We start from the raw sequence: 19021 nt of genomic DNA on the forward strand, positions 1-19021 counted from the left end.
GGCCCTCGCGAGGCGTGGCGCGTGTCACACCACGGATTACACCACGGACGCCGGGATGGCCCCATTCCGTCAAAGAAGACATGCGTGCCGGTGCCCGGCACCTCAGGAGGAATACATGAGTACAAACAACGTGCCGAAGCAATCGACCAGGGAGTCCGGGCTGCGCAAGGTCGTCGCGGCCTCCATGGCCGGCACCGTGGTCGAGTGGTATGAGTTCTTCCTGTATGCCACGGCCGTGAGCCTGGTCTTTGGCAAGATGTTCTTCCCCAATGCCGGATCCGAGCTCGACGGCATCATGGCCGCGTTCCTGACCTACGCCGTCGGCTTCGTTGCCCGGCCGATCGGCGGGATCGTCTTTGGCCACTTTGGCGATAAGTACGGCCGCAAGAAGCTCCTGCAGCTGAGCATCATCCTGGTCGGTGTCGCCACCTTCCTGATGGGCTGCCTGCCGGGCTTTGACCAGGTCGGCTACTGGGCCCCGGCCATGCTCGTGGCCCTGCGGTTCCTCCAGGGCTTCGCCGTCGGCGGTGAATGGGGCGGTGCCGTCCTGCTGGTCGCCGAGCACAGCCCCAACAAGTCCCGCGGCTTCTGGGCCTCCTGGCCGCAGTCGGCCGTGCCCATGGGCAACCTGCTCGCCACCGGCGTCCTGCTCTTCCTCTCCTCCACCCTCAGCGAGGCCGCGTTCCTGGGCTGGGGCTGGCGCGTGGGCTTCTGGCTCTCCGCCGTGATCGTGCTGATCGGTTACTACATCCGCACCAAGGTCAGCGACGCCCCCATCTTCCTGAAGGCGCACGAGGAAATCCAGACCAACCCGAATGCCGGCTACGGTGTCTTTGAGGTGCTGCGCCGCTACCCCCGCGGCGTGTTCACCGCCATGGGCCTGCGCTTTGCCGAGAACATCCTCTACTACCTGGTGGTCACCTTTTCCGTCACCTATTTGAAGGTCATCCTCCACCTCGACACGTCCCGCATCCTCTTGCTGCTCCTGGTGGCCCACGGCATCCACTTCTGCGTGGTCCCGCTGGTCGGCAAGCTCTCCGATGCGATTGGCCGCAAGCCCACCTACATGCTGGGCGCCCTGACCGGTGCCACGTGGGGCTTCTTCGCCTTCCCGATGATGGACACCAAGGACGACTTCATGATCCTGGCGTCGGTCACGATCGGCCTGATGTTCCACGCGCTCATGTATGCCGGCCAGCCGTCCATCATGGCGGAGATGTTCCCCACCCGCATGCGCTACTCCGGCGTGTCCCTGGGCTACCAGGTCACCTCCATTGTGGCCGGGTCCATGGCCCCCATCATCGCCACCGCCCTGCTGGAACACTACAAGTCCTCCGTCCCGGTGGCCCTGTACCTGCTCGGCGCCTGCATGGTGACCGCCGTCGCCGTCCTGTGCCTGAAGGAGACCAAGGGCATTTCGCTGCAGGATGTCGACGAGGCCGACGCCGCCGGCACGCTGGCCCTGGCCAGTGCCGCAGCAAAGGCCGTCTAAGCGATGCCCACGCTAGGAACCGAGGCCGCCCCCGCCGCCCAAGCCCGCCCAGGCGCACCCGCGCCTGACGGCCTGGCCGGAAAGCGGGCGCTCATCACCGGCGGCGCGGGCGGCCTGGGCTCCGCCTGCGCCCGGGCGCTCGCCGCCCGGGGCGCCCACGTAATCGTCGCCGACCGGGACGGGGCCGCCGCCGCGGCGGTCGCCGCCCAGGTCGGCGGCGAGTCCTGGGAGGTGGACCTGCTGGAGACCTCCGCCCTGGAATCGCTGAGCCTGGAGGTCGACATCCTGGTCAACAACGCCGGCATCCAGACCATCAGCCCCCTTGAGGACTTTGATCCGGCCGCGTTCCGGCGCATCCTGACCATCATGCTCGAGGCGCCGTTCCTGCTCATCCGGGCCGCCCTGCCGCACATGTACGCGCAGGGCCACGGCCGGATCATCAATATGTCCTCCATCCACGGCCTGCGCGCCTCGAGCTACAAATCCGCGTATGTGGCGGCCAAGCATGGGCTGGAGGGGCTCTCCAAGGTCACCGCCCGCGAGGGCGGCGAACACGGCGTCACGAGCAATTGCGTGAACCCCGGCTACGTGCGCACGCCCCTGGTGGAAGGCCAGATCGCCGACCAGGCGAAAACCCACGGCATCCCGGCCGAGCAGGTGCTGGCCGAGGTCATGCTCGCCAAGAACGCGATCAAGCGGCTCGTCGAGCCGGAGGAGATCGCCAACCTGGTGTCCTGGCTCGCATCCGACCAGTCCGCCATGGTCACCGGCTCCTCCTACGTCATGGACGGCGGCTGGACGGCCTGAGCCGCGCCCCGGGCGGGGATCAGGACCCGTCGTCGGGCAGCAGGTCGCTGCGCCGGCGGCGGGTTTCGTGCAAGAAGGCGGCCACGACGGCCTGCACGGCCGGAGAACGCAGCGACTCCTGCCGGGCGGCGGCCCAATACCCCACCCGCTGCTCCACCTCCCGCGGCAGCACCCGGACCAGCCCGTCCAGGTGGTCCACCATGAAGGCCGGCAGCATGCCGATCCCGCCATTGGCCCGGACGGCCTCGATCTGGGCAAACACGCTGGTGGACTGGAACTCGGCCGGATCCGTGGTGAGCGTCTTGGGGTGGTGGCCCAGCTCGGCCACCTGCAGCGTTGACTCCACATAGGAGATGAAACGGTGGTTCTTCAGTTCGGCCACGGTCTGGGGCATCTTGTAGTCGCGGGCATACCCCACGCCGGCGTACAGCCGCAGCGTGTACTCGGAGAGCAGGATGGTCTGTGCCCGGCCCGCCTCCACCCGCCCCGCCACGACCTCCAGGTCGACGCCGGAGCGGTTCTGGCTCAGCCGGCGCGTGGCGCTGAGCAATTCCACCCGCAACAGCGGATGCTTCTTCTGCAGCCGCACCAGTGCCGGGGTGGCGATCAGCGCGCCGAAACCGTCCGACGTGCTCACCCGCACCACGCCGGAGACGATGTCCACGCCCGCCTCCAGCCCGGCCGCCAGGGTGCCCAGGCTGAGCTCGATCCCCTCCGCGGCCGTGACCGCCGCCCGGCCCAGCTCGGTCAGCTCCCACCCCTGGGGCGTGCGCTCGAGGGTCCGCCCGCCCAGCTGCTTGTCCAGGGCCAGGATCCGGCGGGACACGGTGGTGTGCGTGGTCTCGAGCGCGTCCGCGACGGCCGTAAAGCGGCCCAGGCGGGCCACGGTGAGCAGGATCAACAAGTCATCCGGGCTCGGAAACCGCTTGAACTCCACCGGGCTCCTCCTCGAAGTGCATCCTTGCACAGGTACTCTGCCGTTTTCGGTCTTGTTTGCACTCTAGCAGGATGTGATGGTTGTCATGCCCGGATAAATCGTTTCTGGCCGGGGCATAATGAGACAAGTGAGCGAAGGGGCTTTCATCATGGCAGTTGTGGCGTGGATTGGTTTGGGCAACATGGGTGGGCCCATGACCGCCAACATGGTCAAGGCGGGGCATACCGTCAAGGGTTTTGACCTCAGCGCGGCCGCGCTGGCCGCCGCGGTGGAGAACGGGGTGACGGCCGTCGGCAGCGTCGCCGAGGCAGTGGCCGGCGCCGACGTCGTCTTCACCATGCTGCCCAAGGGCGATCACGTGCGCGCCGTGTACTTCGGCGACGCCGGCATCCTCGCCAACGCGGTCACCAAAACACTGCTGGTTGATTCCTCCACGATCGACATCGACTCCGCACAGGCCGTGCACGACGCCGCCGCGGCGGCCGGCTTCCGATTTGTGGACGCCCCGGTCTCGGGCGGCATGAGCGGGGCCACCGCCGGCACCCTGACCTTCATGATCGGCGGGGAGGGCGGCGCCGTGTCCGACGCCTCCGAATACATCAAGCCCATGGCCGCGAACATCATCCCCACCGGCGGCGCCACCACCGGCCAGGCCGCGAAGATCTGCAACAACCTGATGCTCTTCATCAACCTGGCCTCCACCTCCGAGGGCGCGGTGCTGGCCGAGCGCCTGGGCCTGGATAAGAAGGTGTTCTGGGACATCGCCTCCGTCTCCTCCGGCGACAGCTGGGCGCTGCGCACCTGGTACCCGATTGCCGGCGTCGTCGCCAACTCGGCCGCCAACCACGACTTTGCCCCCACCTTTACCGCGGAGCTGGCCAACAAGGACATTAACTTGGCCATTGCCGCGGCCCGCAGCACGGACACCCCGCTGGAAATCGGCGAGCATGTCCAGCAGCTGTTCCAGCGCCTGATCGACGCGGACCAGGGCGGCAAGGACTGCACCATGATCGTGTCTTTGGTGGACGGGACCCTGCCCAGCCCGGCAGTCGCCGGCTCCTCCACCCTCCTCGGATAAAGAAGGTAATTTGCCATGACTGATGTTTCAACGCACGCCGCACCCGCCATCCAGGACTACCCGATGTGGATCAATGGTTCGCAGACGGTTTCCGCCGGCTCGCAGTGGCGCGACGTCTTCAACCCGGCCCGCCGCGAAACGGTCATCGGCCGGGTCCCGGCCGGGACCGTCGAGGACGTCGACCGGGCCGTCGAGGCCGCCCGCGCCGCCTTCCCGGCCTGGCGCGGCCAGCACTTCACCGGCCGGGCCAAGGCCCTGCTGGCGATCGCCGACGAGCTCGAGGCGCGCATCGAGGAATTTGCCCGCCTGACCGCCCTGGACACCGGCAACGCCCTGCGCACCCAGGCCCGCCCGGAGGCCACCACCATGGTCTCGCTGTTCCGCTACTTTGCCGGCATCGCCGGGGAGGTCAAGGGCACCACGCTTCCGGCCGGGGAGAACCAGCTGCAGTACACCCGCCTGGAACCGCTCGGCGTGGTGGCCTGCATCCTGCCCTGGAACTCGCCGCTGATGATCGCCGCGTTCAAGATCCCGGCGGCGCTCGCGGCCGGCAACACGGTCATCATGAAGGCCGCCGACGACGCCCCGCTGACCATCCTGCTGCTGGCCGAGGTCTGCAACAAGCACCTGCCGGCCGGCGTCGTCAACGCCCTGACCGGCCGCGGCTCCGTGATCGGGGACGCCCTGGCCAACCACCCCGGCGTCGACAAGGTCTCCTTCACTGGCTCCACCGAGGTGGGCCGGCAGGTTGCGGCCCAGGCCGGGGCGCGCCTGGCGCACATGTCCTTGGAACTGGGCGGAAAGAACCCGTCCATCGTGTTCCCGGACGCGGTCGACGACCAGCTCATCGACGGCCTGCTGATGGCCTCCCGCTTCACCCGCCAGGGCCAAAGCTGCACGGCCGGCTCCCGGCTGTTCCTGCACGAGGACATTTACGACGACGTGCTGGCCCGGCTCACCGCCAAGCTCGGCGCCCTGAAGGTGGGGGACCCGTTGGACGAGGCCACCGACATGGGTGCGGTCATCAACCTCAAGCAGCACTCCTCCATCACCGACTACCTCAACGAGGGCCGCGCCACCCCCGGCATGACGGCGGTCCTGGGCGGCAACGCCCCCAGCGAGGGGGCCCTGACCGAGGGTTACTACCACCTGCCCACCGTGTTCAGCGGCGCCCACAACGAGTTCCGGCTGGCCCAGGAGGAAATCTTCGGCCCAGTCCTGGTCGCGATCCCGTGGCGGGAGACCGCCGACGTGATCCGCATGGCCAACGACACCAACTACGGGCTGGCGGCGTACGTGTGGAGCCACAACCTGGACAACGCGCTGAACACCGCCCACCGGATCGACGCCGGCTGGGTGCAGGTCAACCAGGGCGGCGGGCAGGTCGTGGGGCAGTCCTACGGCGGCTACAAGCAAAGCGGCCTCGGCCGCGAGGTGTCCCTGGAGGGCATGCTGGCCGGGTTCACCCAGACCAAGCAGATCAACGTGGCCCTGCGCGGGGTGTCCAATGGGTAAGCCTGGCACCGCCCTGCCGTTGGAGGGGATCCGCGTCCTGGACCTCAGCCGCGCGCTGGCCGGCCCCTACGCGACCGCCCTGCTGGGGGACCTCGGCGCCGAGATCATCAAGACCGAAAGCATCAAGGGCGGCGACTCCAGCCGGTCCTGGCCGCCGTTTGAAAACGACCACAGCCTGTACTTTGACTCGACCAACCGGGGCAAGCAGTCCATCGCGATCGACTTCTACAGCCCCGAGGGCCGGGAGCTGCTCTGGCAGCTGGCCTTGAGCGCCGACGTCGTGGTGGAGAACTTCCGCCCGGGCGTGCTGAGCACCATGGGGCTGGATCCGGACCTGCTGCGCGAGGCCAAGCCGGGGATCATCATCGCCTCCGTCAGCGGCTTTGGTGCCACCGGCCCGCTGAGCCAGGCGCCGGGGCTGGACCAGGTGGCCCAGGGCATGACCGGGCTGATGTCCGTCACCGGCGCCGACGCCTCGACCATGTACCGGGTGGGCGTGCCGATCGTGGACATGGTCTCGGGCATCAACACCGCCCTCGGCATCGCCGCGGCCCTGGTGGGCCGGCACCGCACCGGCGAGGGCATGGAGGTCTCGACGTCGCTGCTGGAAACCGGGCTGGCGCTGGCCGCCTTCCAGGGCCAAAAGTTCCTTAGCAGCGGCGAGGTGCCGGTGCCGCAGGGCAACAACCACCCGGTGCTCTCCCCCTACGGGGTATTCCGCACCGGGGACATCCCAATCATCATCGCCGTCGGCAACCAGACCCAGTGGCGGGTCCTGTGCGGGCTGCTGGGGGATCCGGAGCTGGCCGACCACCCGGACTACCTCACGGGCAAGCTGCGCAACGTCAACCGGCATGCGCTCAAGTCCGTGCTGGAGGACCTCCTGGCCAAGGGCGCGGCGGGCCGCTGGCTCCTGGAGCTGCGGGCGGCCAAGATCCCGGCCGGCCCCATCTACAACTACGAGCAGGCCTTCGCCGACGACCAGGTCCGGGCGCTGGAGATGGTCCAAACCGTGCACCGCAGCGACGGCACCGCCCTGCCGCTGATCCGCGGACCCATCTCCGTCAACCGCACCGCACCCGTGATCCGCAAGGCCCCGCCCGCCCTGGGGGAGGACACCCTGGCCGTGCTCGAGGGCCTGTCCCTGAGTGCGGAGCAGATCGCCGGGCTGGTGGACGCCGGCATCGTGCTGGCGCCCGTGCCGGCGACGGCCGCTTCCGGGACGGCCATGCCGGCGACGGACGTGCGGGCATGAGCGCCGGGGCCGCCGTGTCCACCGGGACGGGCGCGAGTCCGCCCCGGGCCGCGGCGAAGGCGCCGGGCCGGCTGCGGGTTGAGCAGTCCGGGCCGGTGGCCACGCTGGTCATGGACAACCCCGGCATGCGCAACGCCATCACCCAGGACATGTGGCAGCAGTTCGCCGAGCTCCTGGCCGGGCTGGACGCGGACGACTCCGTGAAGGTGGTGGTGGTCCGCGGCGCGGGCCGGCACTTCTCCGCCGGGGCGGACATTGCCTCGCTGGAAAGCATCCTGCACGACCCCGCCACGGGCCAGCACGACGGCGGCGACATCACCGTCGCCGAGGAGGCCTTGGCCGGGGTCCGCAAGCCCACCATCGCGGCCATTGACGGCTATTGTGTGGGCGGCGGCTGGCAGATCGCCGGGGCGTGCGACATCCGCCTGGCCTCCGAAAATGCGATCTTCGGCATCACCCCGGCCAAGATCGGGATCGTGTACCCGCTCTCCGGCATCCGCCGGCTGGTGGAACTCGTGGGACCCGCGACCGCCAAGTACCTGCTGTTCGGTGGCGACTTCGTCAACGCCCTGGAGGCGGTGCGGCTGGGATTGGCCGCCCGCGTCATGGGCGTGGACGCTTTCTGGGAGGATGTCCACGCGTACGCCCTGCACCTGGCCGGGCGCTCGCAATTCTCCATCCAGTCGCAAAAGGACCTCGTCAATGCCATCAGCGGCGGCGTGGGCGAGTCCGAGCTGGCCGAGCGCAACGGCTTTTGGCAGCGCGAGATGGCCGCCAGCGCGGACCCGCGGATCGGCATCGCCGCGTTCCTGGCCAAGGGGACCCCGCAGTTCACCTGGCTCCGCCCCTCCCGCTGACTGGCCCATTCCGCTGACCCCGTTCCGCAACTGACCCCGTCCCGCAACTGACCCGCAAAAGATGTCGAAAAATCGCGAATTCTCGCGATTTTTCGACATCTTTTGCGGGTCAGTTCGCGTTGGTGGGCGTTGGGGGTGGTTCGCATTGATTCGCGTTGGTTCGCGTTGGTTCGCGTTGGTGGGCGTTGGTAGACGTTGGTTCGCGTTGGGCCTCCCCTCCGGTCGGACTGTGAGCAATCACATGCACCGAAGCAAACTTTGCACTTGTGCAACTTTTGCTCGGGTGCATAAGCTGTAATCATGCAAAAAACTCCCGTCCCGCTGCGCGAGCGAAACCGGCTGGACACCTGGGCCCTGATCCACGACGTCGCGTCGTCGCTGGTCTTGAAAGAGGGGCCGATCCACGCCACCGTGGAGGCCATCGCCGAGGCCGCCGGGGTCTCGAAGCGGACGTTCTTCAACTACTTCGCCACCAAGGAAGATGCCGTCCTGGGCACCCAGGCGCCGTCCCTGACCGAGGACGCCGTCGCGGCATTCCGGGCGGGCGAGGGCACCGACACGTTTGGCCGCACGGTGCACCTGATGTTGGACGTGATCCGCACCATGTTCCCCGACGCGTCCTCCGCGGTCCGGCGCAAGGAGCTCACGGCGAAGTTCCCGGAGCTGCGCACCCGGATGTCCCAGCACGTGAGCGCCGCCGAACAACTGGTGGAATCCGTGCTGATGGAACGGTACGACGACGATGCGGCCCGGGCCGGCTTCCCCGTCGGCCGCGAGGGAGCCAGCGCGCTGCTGATGCTGGCCGGAACCGTGCTGCGCTTCGCCTACCGGCGGGACCCCGCGGCCCCCTTTGTCGAGGGCAGTGCGACCGTGGACGAATCCATTGAAATCTTTAGAAAGGCAGTCCAAGCAACCCTATGAGCCTGACACCTGAAGCTGCGGCGCCGGCGGATCCCGGCGCCAAACGCAGCATTGCCCTCTTGTTCTCCGGCCTGATGGTCACCATGCTGCTGGCGTCGCTGAACCAGACGATGCTTTCCAGCGCCCTGCCCACGCTGGTGGGGGAGCTCAACGGCGTCGAACACATGGCCTGGGTCATCACGGCGTTCATCCTGGCCTCGACCATCATGATGCCCGTGTACGGCAAGCTTGGGGATCTGCTGGGCCGCAAGCCCATGCTGTTGGCAGCGATCGGGATCTTCATGATTGGCTCGGTGCTGGGCGCGCTTGCCCCGAACATGACCGTGCTCATCGTGGCCCGCGTGGTGCAGGGTCTGGGCGGCGGCGGGTTGATGATTCTCTCGCAGGCCACGATCGCCGACGTCGTGCCCGCCCGGGAACGCGGCAAGTACATGGGCATCATGGGCGGCGTCTTCGCGTTTTCCTCCGTCGCCGGACCGCTCATTGGCGGCGGTCTGACCGAGGGGCCGGGCTGGCGCTGGACGTTTTGGATGAACGTGCCACTGGCCGTGCTGGCCATTCTGGCCACCATCTTCTTGCTGCACGTGCCCAGGGTGGTCAACGCCGTCCGGCCCAAGATCGACTACCTGGGCATGATGCTCATCGCCCTGGCCACCACGGCCCTGGTGCTCGTGGGCACGTGGGGCGGCTCCCAGTACGCCTGGAATTCCCCGGAAATCATCGGCCTGGGCGTCATGGCGGTCGTCACCGGCGTGCTGTTCGTGGTGGTGGAAAACAAGGTCAGCGAACCGGTCATGCCGATGATGCTCTTTCGCAACCGCAACTTCAACCTGACCACGGTGGCGGGCCTGCTGACCGGCATCGCGATGTTTGGCGTCATCGGCTACATCCCCACGTACATGCAAATGGCCACCGGCTACTCCGCCACCGAGGCCGGGCTGCTCATGATTCCGATGATGGGGTGCCTGCTGGTGGCCTCGGTGATCATCGGCCGGCGCGTGTCCATCACCGGGCGCTACAAGCTCGCCCCGATCGTGGGGTCGCTCATCCTGGCCGCGGCGCTGGTCCTGCTGGCCACCATCCATGCGGACTCGCCCGTCTACCTGATCTGCATCTACCTCGGGCTCATGGGCGTCGGCCTCGGCGCCAGCATGCAAATCCTGACCCTCGTGGCGCAAAACTCGTTCCCGCTGAAGTTTGTAGGCACCGCCACCGCCGGGCAGAACTACTTCCGCCAGGTCGGCGCCACCCTGGGGTCCGCCGTCGTCGGCGCCGTCTTCGCCTCCCGGCTCAAGGACCTCATCGCGGCGCGCATGCCCGGCGGGACCGGGGAAGCCAGCAACTCCTTCACCCCGCACCTGGTCAACGGCCTGCCCGCGCCGCTGAAGGCGGTCGTCATCGAGTCCTACAACGAGGCCCTCATCCCGCTGTTCCTGTGGATGGTGCCGGTGGCCGTGCTCGCCGCCGTCGTCCTCTGCTTCCTCAAGGAGGTCCCGCTGGCGACCAAGATCGACCGCGAAACCCCCGTGGACGTTGCCGAGCTCGCCGAGTTTGAGCAGGACCTCAGCCGGGACGACGCCGCGGCCGGCCCCGACCCGCGCCCCTAGCCGGCGTCGCCCCCCGGGGCGGGGTCCTCGGTGAGGGTGCCGCGGGCCAGGCGGAACTTCCGGTCCGCCTCGGCGGCGAGGGCGTGGTCGTGCGTGACCACCAAGATGGTGGTCTTCTTCTCGTGCGCCAGCTGGCGCAGCAGGGCGATGATGAGCTCGCCCGTTTCATCATCCAGGTTCCCGGTGGGTTCATCGGCCAGGACCAGCTTCGGCTGATTGGCTAGGGCCCGGGCAATGGCCACGCGCTGCTGCATGCCGCCGGAGAGCCGGTTCGCCTTCCGGGCGTGCATCTCCTCGGTCAGCTCCACCTGGTTCAACAGCTCCGCGGCCCGCCTGCTCCGCTCGGCGTGCGACACGCCGGCAAACTCCATCGGCAGCATGACGTTCTCCTTGGCCGAGAGGTTCGGGATCAGGTTGTACTGCTGGAAGACGAACCCGATGTCGTGGCATCGGTAGGCGGTCAGCTTCCCGTCCGGCAGGGCGGAGATGTTCACCCCGTCCACCACGACGTCGCCGGACGTCGCCTTGTCCAGGGCCCCCAGGAGCGAGAGCAGCGTGCTTTTGCCGCTGCCGCTCTTGCCCAGGATGGCCGCGAACGTGCCCTGCGCCAGGCTGAAGCTCACGCCGTTGACAGGCTTGATGGTCCGGTCCCCCGAATTGAATGCCTTTACTACGTTTGTCACGGTCAACATGGTCTTACTCTCCTCGCAGGACTTCGATGGGGCGGACCTTGGCGGTCAGCAGGGCGGGAACAAGCGCGCCGACGACGGCGATCAGCACGATGCCGGCGGCGCCGATGGCCACGGTCTGCCAGCCGACGGAGGTGCTGATGGTGCCGATCAGCTGGTCGGCGCCGGCAAAGACGCCCCGCGCCCGGGTGAATCCGCCGCCGAACCCGACGGCCGGCCCGCCCGCGGCGGTGCGCACCGGGCCGGCCCCGGCGCCGGAGGAGGTGTTGCCGGCCACGAGGGCGCCGACGATCGGGTTGCTGGCAAGGGAGGCCACCGCCGCGCCCACCACGGTGCCCAGAACCACCAGCACGAGCGCCTCGAACACGAACTGGACGCCGATGGTGCGGTTGGAGGCGCCGATCGCCTTCAACACGCCGATCTCCCGGCGCCGTTCACGCACCACCATGATCATGATCAGCAGCACGATCAGCCCGGCCGTGACGAGGGAGGCAATGAACGCGATGAAGGAGATGCTTTGGACGCTGCCCAGCGACGTGATGGCCGATTGCAGGTTGGCGGAGCCGCTCGTGACATCCACCTTGTCCGCGCCCAGGGCCGCGGTCAGCGCGGTCTGGGTGGCGGCGACGTTCTCGATGCTGTCCACGGCCACGGTCAGGCTGCTCAGCTGGCCCGCCTGGCCGGTGAGCGTCTGGGTGGCCGCCAGCGGCAGGTAGATGGCGTTGTTGTCGAACACGGTGCCGGCGTCAAAAATGCCGGTGACTTTCAGGGTGCGGTCCGCCACCGTGAAGGTTGAGCCCACCTTGAGTGAATTCTTGGCGGCCAGCGTGGTGCCGACCAGGGCCTGCGTGGAATTCGCGGTGAAGTCCGTCAGCTGGGCGCCGCCGGTGACGTTGACGGCCGCGCCGGCCGCCGTGACGGAGGCCGCCACGCCGGTCGCCTGGATGGGGATGGTGAACGCCCGCCGCGGGGTGGAAGTGCCGCCGCCCTCGGTGGTGTTGCGGTTGCCCAGGGTACCGGGGTCCACGGCGGAGAGCAGGCTGGTGGTGCCGCTGGTGCCGAACCGGCCGGGTCCGGCGGCCTGGGTCTGGCCGCCCTGCCCCGCCCCGGTGCCCGTGGCCGCCGACTGGGCGGCGTTCGCGAGCCGGACGGTCAGCGAACCGGTGACCGAGGTGACGTGTGCGACGCCGGCCGCCCGGGTGAGCTCCGCCGTCGTCAATGGCTCCCCGCCGCCGAGGCCGCCGCGTGAACCGGCCGGATTGACCGTGAGATTGGTGCCCACGGAGGCCTTGAGCGAATCGACCTTGGCGCCGACGGCCTGGTTGGCCACCAGCATGGCCAGGGCCAGTCCGATCGCCACCGCCAGGATCACCACGACGGCGCCGCTGCGCACCTTGTTGCGAAACGCGTTGCCCACGCTTCGGGAAACCACACCCATGACTTGCTCCCTACGACTGTGACCACCTTGGCGGTGGTCCTCCGGATCCCATGCTCTGGCGGGCGGCAGGACGAACTATGAGCGTGGGCTGTGCGTGGGCTGTGAGAATCTGGCCCGGTAGACTGGGGGACGCGAACACATGCCAATGTAATAGAGGGTCCCTTGCTGGAATTTACCGCCCGATTTGCCACCGCAGCCGAGATTGACCAGTGGGACACGCTGGTCACCGCGAACCCCAATGGCGGCAATCTGCTGCAGTCCGCCGCGTTTGCCGCCGTGAAGAAAAACCATGGCTGGAACACCCAATTCATCGCGCTCGAGGGCCCCGCCTACACCAGCTACAACCTGGTGCTGGAGAAGAAGTTTCCCGTTCTAGGCGCGCTCTGGTACCTGATCAAGGGCCCCGACGCCGCCGACGTGGCGGACCTGCCGGCCATGCTCCAGGCCCTGCGCACCTTCACCGCGGCGGCCCGGCTCGGTGTGTTCGCCGTCAAGGTCGAACCGGATGTGATCGACTCCGCCGAGGCCCGCGCGGTGCTCGCCGGGGCCGGCCTGGTCAAGGTGGCGGACCTGCAGCCCAATGACAGCACCGCGCTGCTGGACATCTCCCCGGACGCCAACGAGTTGCTGCGCAAGCTGCACTCGCGCGGGCGCAACGCCGTCCGCCGGGCCCTCCGCGAGGAGGTGGACGTGGTGCGCATGGACCCCACCGAGTCCACCATGCGGACCATGTACGACCTCATGGTGGGCACCATCACCGCCAAGTCCACCAGCCAGGCCCGCGGCTACGACTACTACCGCCAGTTCTGGACGGAGTTCGCCGGCCGCGGCCAGGGCCGGTTTTACTTCGTCTACGAGGACGGCGTCGCCTCCGTGGGCGCGTTCGTCATCAACTACGGCGCCAAGGCCACCTACAAGGACGGCGGGTCGCTGCAAAAGCGCTCGCAGTACGGCGACTCCCACCTGGTGCAGTGGGTGGCCATCAACGACATGAAGGAATTGGGCGCGGTCCAGTACGATTTCTGCGGCACGCCCCCCTCCGCCCGGCTCAAGGACCCCACCCACCCGCACCACGGCCTGGGCCTGTTCAAGACCAGCTTCTCCAAGACGGTCACCGATTTTGTCGGCTGCTGGGACCTGGCGCTGCACCCGCTGCGCTACAAGATCTGGATGGCGGCGGGGGAGCGGGTCTTCCGCCAGCTCTACACGCGCCGCACCGGGAAACAGTTCTACTAACCAGGCGGGGCCACAGGAGAACGCATGAGCGAGAACCCCAAGGACCGGGATTCCGGCAGCGGCACCGCGCCCGCGGCCGGGATGATTCCGCTGGTGCCGGCGCCGCGGCCCAACAGGGCCGCCCGCAACGTGCTGCGGCGCCTGGTGCAGGGGGAGGCGCCACCCACCGCACCCATGAACATCGTGGACCGGCTGGCCGGCAGCCCCTACGCGAACCTGACCATCCAGGTCGGCAAGGCCGACGAGTCCGCCCGCAAGACCATTGACTTCGCCCTGCGCCTGGCCGAGACCATGTTCCGTTACGGGGCCGGCGCCCTGGAGGTGGAGACGAGCATCATTGCCGTCACGGCGGCGCTGGGGCTGCGCAACATCGAGGTCGACATCACCAACCAGTCCGTCATCATCAACTACGCCCACCGCGACGGCGTGCCCATCACCTTGCTGCGCGTGGTGCGGTCCTGGACCAACAACTATGCCGGGCTGGTGGAGGTCCACGAACTGGTCACCGACGTCGTCAGCGGCGGCGTCACCCGGGAGGAGGCGTACCGCCGGCTCGACACCATCATCAAGCGCTCCAAGCCGTTCCCGCGCTGGCTGGTGTCCGTGGCCGAGGCCGTCTTTGCGGCGGCCGTCGTCGGGGTGATCGGCGGGTCGGCGTTTGGGATGCTGGTGGCGCTGCTGACCATCCTGCTGGCCGGGCAGGTGGCCCGGGGGCTGGGCAAGTGGCGGGTCCCGGACTTCTTCGTCACCGCCATCAGCTCCTTCATCGTCACCGTGGTGGCGGTGCTCTGCTTCATCCTGCACGTCCCGCTCAGCCCGTCCGTGGTGGTGGCCGGCGGGATCCTGCTCCTGCTTCCCTCGGGACGGCTCGTCTCGGCCGTCCAGGACGCGATCAACGGCTTCCCCGTCACGGCCGCCGGCCGGTTCCTCTCCGCGTTCCTGACCTTTGGCGCCATCGTGGCGGGCATCGCCGTCGCCCTGGTCACCGGCGCGCTCTTTGGCGCCGACCGGCTGAACGTGGCCGAGCCCATCGCCGCCTCGCAGCCGCTCTACGTCCAGCTGCCGCTGGTGGCTCTGGCCACCGTGGCCATCTGCATCGCCGAACAAACGGCCGTGAAGCTGCTGCTGCCCACCATGGTGGTGGCCGTGGCCGGCTACGTGGCGTACTTCATCGGCATCGAGCTGGGCCTGGGCGGCCGGTTTGCGCCGGCCCTGGCCGCGGTCCTGGTGGGCATCCTGGCCCGGGTGATCGCCCTGCGCCTGAAGGCGCCCCAGCTGGTGGTGGCCGTGCCGTCGATCGTGTTCCTGCTGGTGGGGCTGTCCATCTTCCGGGCCATGTTCGTCATGACGCTGACGCCGGAGGACTCCGTGACCGGCGCCGTGGGCATCTTCAACGCCCTGATCATCATCCTGGCCGTGGCGGCCGGGGTGGTGCTGGGCGACAACATGGCCCGCCCGCTCACGCGCGGGCAGGGACGCCAGGACCGCCGCCGCAACCGGCGGCGGTAGCCCGGCGGCTACAGAATCTTGCCGATGGGCTGCTTTTTCTCGGCCTGGAAGTAGTCCTCGGTCCGGCCGTAGGCCCAGTAGCCGGAGAGCGAGACCTGGGCGCGTTCCAGGCCGCGCTGTTTGAACAACAGGTCGCGAAGTTGCTTCATGTACTCGCGTTCGCCGTGCACAAACGCGTCGACCCGGCCCGCGGGCCAGGGCCCGCCGGCCACGGCGTCAAGGAGCACCGTGCTGTCGGCGGGGGTGGCGCCGTCGCGAAACAGCCAGGCCACGGCCACCCCGGCCGGGGCCGAGACCGGCTGCACGTCCGCCGCGGTGTCCACCTCAAGGTAGGCGCGGCCCACGGCGTCGGCCGGCAGCGCCTCGAGGGCGGCGGCGATGGCCGGCAGCGCGGCCTCGTCGCCGGCAAACAGGAACCAGTCGGCGTCCGGGTCCGGCCGGTACGCCCCGCCCGGGCCGGAGAAGATGATGCGGTCCCCGGGGGCGGCGGCGGCGGCCCACGGCCCGGCCAGGCCGTCGGCGCCGTGCACGACAAAGTCGATGGCGACCTCCTGGGCGGCCATGTCCACCCACCGCAGCGTGTAGGTGCGGGTGGCGGGCCACTGCTCGCGCGGCATGCTATCCCGCAGTCCGAAAACGTCCACGGGCTCCGCATAGTCCACGCCGGGGTGCAGGAAGTGGATCTTCACGTACATGTCGGTGGCGTCCTTGGCCTCAAAGCGGGCCAGATCGGGCCCCCCGGCCACCACGCGGACCATGTGCGGGCTGAGCCGTTCGGTCCGCAGCACGCGCAGCGTGAACTGGGCGCGGCGCTTCACGGCCGGCGCAACGACGGTCTCCGGGCTGGATTCGGCAGTATTCACACATCACTCCTGGGGTGGGGCCGTGGCGGGTCGGTGAATCCCGCGGGCCAAGTTAGGCAGTCCTTACCATCCTAGACGGCCGGGAGGGCCCAGTCGATCGGAGGGGCCCCCTGGGCCGCCAGCTGCTCGTTCACGCGGCTGAACGGACGTGAGCCGAAGAACCCTCGCGAGGCGGACAACGGGCTGGGATGGGCGGATTCGATCACGGCGGTCCCGGCCAGCAGCGGGGCCAGCCGTTGCGCATCCCGGCCCCAGAGCACGCTGACCAGGGGCCGGTCGCGGCCGGCCAGGGCGGTGATGACGGCCTCCGTCACCTCTTCCCACCCACGACGCCGGTGCGATCCCGTCGCTCCCGGCGCCACCGTGAGCACCCGGTTCAGGAGCAGGACGCCCTGGCCGGCCCAGGCGGACAGGTCGCCATGGGTGGCGGGGGCGATGCCCAGATCGGTCTGCAATTCCTTGTAGATGTTGTTCAGGCTCCGCGGCAGCGGCCGCGTCCGCCGGTCCACGGCGAAGGCCAGCCCGACCGAGTGCCCCGGCGTGGGGTACGGGTCCTGGCCCACCAGCAGCACCTTGACCCCGGCGAGCGGGGTCGTCAACGCACGCAACACCTTGGTGGGCGGGGGCAGGAACCCGGTGCCGGCGTCGTACTCGGCGCGCAGCATCCGGCCCAGCCGGCGTAACGTGGCAGACTGCGCCTCCAGCGTCGGCGCCCAATCGGGGGCCACGAGGGCCAGCGGATCGTGCGCCAGCAGGTCCAGGGCCCGCAATTCGGCCTCGTCCCACGCGGCGGCGGAGTGGGCGGCGGGGAGCTCAAAGAGGCCGGGGAGGGAGTCCATGCCTCCATTGTCCGCCATGGCTGCCGCCCGGCCGGATCCTCCACAGGGGGTGCACCGCGCCGCCCTGTCCACCGCACCGCGAATGACACGCCTGTGATTCGCCATTATCATGGAGGGAAAGGACGGCATGCGCGGCATGCCGCCGCGCGGAAAAGTTGGAGTGTGTTGTGGCCGAAGCAGCAAGGCGCATGCCCGAGGTGCCGCACCGGCCCGGGACGGACCCGGAGTCCGGGCCCAGCGACCCCTCCCGGCTCAGCGACCGGTCCGGGCTCAGCGACCGGGATGCGCAGATGCTGGCGCTGGAACGCCAGTGGTGGAAGTACGCCGGCGCCAAGGAACAGGCCATCCGGGACATCTTCGACCTCTCCGCCACGCACTACTATCAAATCCTCAATGCCTTGATCGACACGGACGCCGCCCTGACACACGACCCCATGCTGGTCAAGCGATTGCGTAGACTACGTACGTCGCGTCAAAAAGCACGGACCGCACGCCGGCTCGGGAATTGACGCCCGCCTACACTGCCTCACGCACAAGGACAGCACTGCACAATGAGTAATTACCCGCGGGACGAATTTGACCGTGTCCCGGAAAACTCCGCGCGCCACGGCGTTCACCGGACCACCCTGGAAGAGCCGTCGCGCACTCTGGTGCCGCTGATGATCTTCGGCGTGGTCGCGCTGTGCATTGGCCTGCTGGCGTTCTTGATTGTGCCCAAGCTGACCGCCGACAACGGCGTGCAGCCGCCGGTTGCCGGAAGCCGGACCACCACGACGGCGCCCGTGTCGCCCACGTCGGCGCCCCCCACCACCACGTCCGCGCCCGCGCCGTCCGCAACGCCCACCCCGTCCGCAACGCCGACACAGACGCCGACGCCCGCGTCCGGGGTGGACAAGAGCACACCGGTGGGCGTCTTCAACGCCACCGGCGTGGGCGGCCTCGCCGCCAAGTATGCGGCCACCGTGACGGCCGACGGCTGGACCGTCTCCCAGGCGGCGAACTGGGCCGGGCAGCCGCAGCAGACGTCCGTCATCTTCTACAACGGCCCCGCCCAAAAGGCCAACGCCCAGGCCCTCGGCAAACTGCTGAACATCACCGCCCTGGTAGACACCGCCGAACTCCAGTTGCCGCTGGCCGTGGTGCTGGGACCCGGGGCAATGTAGCACCGGCCCACCCCATGGCCAGACACAAGGATGGCGGCCGCCCCGGATGGGGCGGCCGCCATTTTCACCCCGTGCGGTCCCGGGGGTCGTCAGTCCTTCAAGGGGATCCCGGCCGCGTCACGCTTGAACGGGTCGGCGCCCACGAGGATCATGATGCCCTCGATGAAGCCCCACAGTCCGCCCAGGCCAAACGTCAGGAACGTGACGACGATCTGGATAATGCCGATCTTCGTGTAGCCCAGGTAGAAACGGTGGATGCCCAAGTAGCCGAGCAAAATGCCCAGGATGCCGGCGACGATCTTGGATTTTTGCTCCACGCCGGGCTGGTAGCCGTACCCTGGCGGGTAGGGCTGCTGATAACCCGGCGGCGGGTAGGCCTGGGGCGGGTAGCCCTGCTGGCCCGGGCCGGGCTGGCCATAACCGGGCTGTGCATAGCCGGGCTGCTGGGGGTACGCGGGCGGTCCGTAGCCGGGCGCCACCGGTGCGGCGTCGGCGACGGGCGTCTCGGCCGGGCTCGGCGGATCCACGGGGGCCGGCTGGCCGTGGGGATCGGCCGGCTCCTCGGGCTTCGGGTTCTCACTCATGCTTGCTCCTTCATTACTGCGAACGACGGGGATCGGTGCGCAGGAAAGTGTTGTGCGCTGGCCGAAATACTGCAACCTCCACGCTAGCCGCTTCCCACGGGCAGGGGAAGGATGGCGCGGGTCCGTCCGCATTCCGGGTGCCGCCCGCCCATCCGGCCGGTTTCGCCGGGAGCACACAAAGCCAATTGCGCTTGCACTCTCGGGTGCAGAGTGCTAATTATTGAGTTAGCA

The 19021-nt window shown here is 68.8% G+C and carries 18 protein-coding genes; 12 read left to right on the forward strand and 6 right to left on the reverse strand.

What is annotated here, in order from left to right; genetic code table 11:
- Positions 1 to 115 precede the first annotated feature (115 nt).
- Both AB4Y80_RS00515 and AB4Y80_RS00520 read left to right on the forward strand, forming a co-directional pair.
- Positions 116 to 1492, forward strand: a complete 1377-nt coding sequence (locus AB4Y80_RS00515) for an MFS transporter (RefSeq protein WP_442211283.1) — start codon at positions 116 to 118, stop codon at positions 1490 to 1492.
- 3 nt (positions 1493 to 1495) lie between these two features.
- Entirely contained in the window at positions 1496 to 2299 is an 804-nt protein-coding gene (locus AB4Y80_RS00520; protein WP_442211285.1) for a 3-hydroxybutyrate dehydrogenase, read from the forward strand.
- 19 nt (positions 2300 to 2318) lie between these two features.
- On the opposite strand, the gene AB4Y80_RS00525 is transcribed toward AB4Y80_RS00520, so the two are convergent.
- Entirely contained in the window at positions 2319 to 3236 is a 918-nt protein-coding gene (locus AB4Y80_RS00525; protein WP_442211286.1) for a LysR family transcriptional regulator, read from the reverse strand.
- Between the two features lie 148 nt (positions 3237 to 3384).
- Between AB4Y80_RS00525 and mmsB the strand changes: the two genes are divergently transcribed.
- The 6 genes from mmsB to AB4Y80_RS00555 all read left to right on the forward strand — a co-directional run bounded on the left by mmsB (position 3385) and on the right by AB4Y80_RS00555 (position 10469).
- The gene (gene mmsB, locus AB4Y80_RS00530; RefSeq protein ID WP_442211287.1) at positions 3385 to 4314 is read left to right on the forward strand and encodes a 3-hydroxyisobutyrate dehydrogenase; all 930 of its coding nucleotides are present in this window, start codon (positions 3385 to 3387) and stop codon (positions 4312 to 4314) included.
- 15 nt (positions 4315 to 4329) lie between these two features.
- Positions 4330 to 5829, forward strand: a complete 1500-nt coding sequence (locus AB4Y80_RS00535) for an aldehyde dehydrogenase family protein (RefSeq protein ID WP_442211288.1) — start codon at positions 4330 to 4332, stop codon at positions 5827 to 5829.
- Positions 5822 to 7084 (forward strand): CaiB/BaiF CoA transferase family protein, encoded by a 1263-nt coding sequence (locus AB4Y80_RS00540; RefSeq protein ID WP_442211290.1) that lies wholly within the window; start codon positions 5822 to 5824, stop codon positions 7082 to 7084. Before AB4Y80_RS00535 ends, AB4Y80_RS00540 begins: the two co-directional genes overlap by 8 nt.
- Positions 7081 to 7941, forward strand: coding sequence for an enoyl-CoA hydratase/isomerase family protein (locus AB4Y80_RS00545; protein WP_442211292.1), 861 nt, complete (start codon positions 7081 to 7083; stop codon positions 7939 to 7941). The genes AB4Y80_RS00540 and AB4Y80_RS00545 overlap by 4 nt, the downstream gene beginning before the upstream one ends.
- Positions 7942 to 8241: 300 nt before the next feature.
- Complete coding sequence (locus tag AB4Y80_RS00550) at positions 8242 to 8862, forward strand: TetR/AcrR family transcriptional regulator (RefSeq protein ID WP_442211294.1); 621 nt, start codon at positions 8242 to 8244, stop codon at positions 8860 to 8862.
- A complete protein-coding gene (locus AB4Y80_RS00555) occupies positions 8859 to 10469 on the forward strand; it encodes an MDR family MFS transporter (RefSeq protein WP_442211295.1) in 1611 nt (536 codons plus the stop codon). The genes AB4Y80_RS00550 and AB4Y80_RS00555 overlap by 4 nt, the downstream gene beginning before the upstream one ends.
- On the opposite strand, the gene AB4Y80_RS00560 is transcribed toward AB4Y80_RS00555, so the two are convergent.
- Together AB4Y80_RS00560 and AB4Y80_RS00565 are read right to left on the reverse strand one after the other, a co-directional pair.
- Positions 10466 to 11161 (reverse strand): ABC transporter ATP-binding protein, encoded by a 696-nt coding sequence (locus AB4Y80_RS00560; protein ID WP_442211296.1) that lies wholly within the window; start codon positions 11159 to 11161, stop codon positions 10466 to 10468. The genes AB4Y80_RS00555 and AB4Y80_RS00560 overlap by 4 nt on opposite strands.
- 4 nt (positions 11162 to 11165) lie before the next feature.
- Positions 11166 to 12596 (reverse strand): ABC transporter permease, encoded by a 1431-nt coding sequence (locus AB4Y80_RS00565; RefSeq protein ID WP_442211297.1) that lies wholly within the window; start codon positions 12594 to 12596, stop codon positions 11166 to 11168.
- A 162-nt stretch (positions 12597 to 12758) separates the two neighbouring features.
- On the opposite strand from AB4Y80_RS00565, the gene AB4Y80_RS00570 reads away from it, so the two are divergent.
- Positions 12759 to 13832: a lipid II:glycine glycyltransferase FemX gene (locus tag AB4Y80_RS00570; protein ID WP_442211298.1), complete on the forward strand. Its 1074-nt coding sequence runs from the start codon at positions 12759 to 12761 to the stop codon at positions 13830 to 13832.
- A 24-nt stretch (positions 13833 to 13856) separates the two neighbouring features.
- Positions 13857 to 15341: a threonine/serine ThrE exporter family protein gene (locus tag AB4Y80_RS00575; protein WP_442211300.1), complete on the forward strand. Its 1485-nt coding sequence runs from the start codon at positions 13857 to 13859 to the stop codon at positions 15339 to 15341.
- A gap of 8 nt (positions 15342 to 15349) precedes the next feature.
- Here AB4Y80_RS00575 and AB4Y80_RS00580 read toward each other — a convergent pair whose 3' ends face one another.
- Positions 15350 to 16204, reverse strand: a complete 855-nt coding sequence (locus AB4Y80_RS00580; protein ID WP_442211301.1) for a siderophore-interacting protein — start codon at positions 16202 to 16204, stop codon at positions 15350 to 15352.
- A gap of 71 nt (positions 16205 to 16275) precedes the next feature.
- Entirely contained in the window at positions 16276 to 17043 is a 768-nt protein-coding gene (locus AB4Y80_RS00585; RefSeq protein WP_442211302.1) for a uracil-DNA glycosylase, read from the reverse strand.
- 167 nt (positions 17044 to 17210) lie between these two features.
- Here AB4Y80_RS00585 and AB4Y80_RS00590 point away from each other — a divergent pair, with 167 nt between their 5' ends.
- Positions 17211 to 17552: a DUF3263 domain-containing protein gene (locus AB4Y80_RS00590; RefSeq protein WP_442211304.1), complete on the forward strand. Its 342-nt coding sequence runs from the start codon at positions 17211 to 17213 to the stop codon at positions 17550 to 17552.
- A gap of 42 nt (positions 17553 to 17594) precedes the next feature.
- On the forward strand, positions 17595 to 18206 hold the full coding sequence (locus AB4Y80_RS00595) for a LytR C-terminal domain-containing protein (protein WP_442211305.1): 612 nt from the start codon (positions 17595 to 17597) through the stop codon (positions 18204 to 18206).
- An 89-nt stretch (positions 18207 to 18295) separates the two neighbouring features.
- Here the strand turns inward: AB4Y80_RS00595 and AB4Y80_RS00600 are convergent, their stop codons facing one another.
- Entirely contained in the window at positions 18296 to 18790 is a 495-nt protein-coding gene (locus tag AB4Y80_RS00600) for an NINE protein (protein WP_442211306.1), read from the reverse strand.
- Positions 18791 to 19021 lie beyond the last annotated feature (231 nt).

The organism is Specibacter sp. RAF43 (assembly GCF_052114065.1).
GTDB lineage: Bacteria > Actinomycetota > Actinomycetes > Actinomycetales > Micrococcaceae > Specibacter.

Bases quoted from the DNA above. Each gene is read 5' to 3' on its own strand.
- AB4Y80_RS00515 (WP_442211283.1), top strand. From the start codon at position 116: ATGAGTACAAACAACGTGCCGAAGCAATCGACCAGGGAGTCCGGGCTG.
- AB4Y80_RS00520 (WP_442211285.1), top strand. From the start codon at position 1,496: ATGCCCACGCTAGGAACCGAGGCCGCCCCCGCCGCCCAAGCCCGCCCA.
- mmsB (WP_442211287.1), top strand. From the start codon at position 3,385: ATGGCAGTTGTGGCGTGGATTGGTTTGGGCAACATGGGTGGGCCCATG.
- AB4Y80_RS00535 (WP_442211288.1), top strand. From the start codon at position 4,330: ATGACTGATGTTTCAACGCACGCCGCACCCGCCATCCAGGACTACCCG.
- AB4Y80_RS00540 (WP_442211290.1), top strand. From the start codon at position 5,822: ATGGGTAAGCCTGGCACCGCCCTGCCGTTGGAGGGGATCCGCGTCCTG.
- AB4Y80_RS00545 (WP_442211292.1), top strand. From the start codon at position 7,081: ATGAGCGCCGGGGCCGCCGTGTCCACCGGGACGGGCGCGAGTCCGCCC.
- AB4Y80_RS00550 (WP_442211294.1), top strand. From the start codon at position 8,242: ATGCAAAAAACTCCCGTCCCGCTGCGCGAGCGAAACCGGCTGGACACC.
- AB4Y80_RS00555 (WP_442211295.1), top strand. From the start codon at position 8,859: ATGAGCCTGACACCTGAAGCTGCGGCGCCGGCGGATCCCGGCGCCAAA.
- AB4Y80_RS00560 (WP_442211296.1), bottom strand. From the start codon at position 11,161: ATGTTGACCGTGACAAACGTAGTAAAGGCATTCAATTCGGGGGACCGG.
- AB4Y80_RS00565 (WP_442211297.1), bottom strand. From the start codon at position 12,596: ATGGGTGTGGTTTCCCGAAGCGTGGGCAACGCGTTTCGCAACAAGGTG.
- AB4Y80_RS00575 (WP_442211300.1), top strand. From the start codon at position 13,857: ATGAGCGAGAACCCCAAGGACCGGGATTCCGGCAGCGGCACCGCGCCC.
- AB4Y80_RS00585 (WP_442211302.1), bottom strand. From the start codon at position 17,043: ATGGACTCCCTCCCCGGCCTCTTTGAGCTCCCCGCCGCCCACTCCGCC.
- AB4Y80_RS00595 (WP_442211305.1), top strand. From the start codon at position 17,595: ATGAGTAATTACCCGCGGGACGAATTTGACCGTGTCCCGGAAAACTCC.
- AB4Y80_RS00600 (WP_442211306.1), bottom strand. From the start codon at position 18,790: ATGAGTGAGAACCCGAAGCCCGAGGAGCCGGCCGATCCCCACGGCCAG.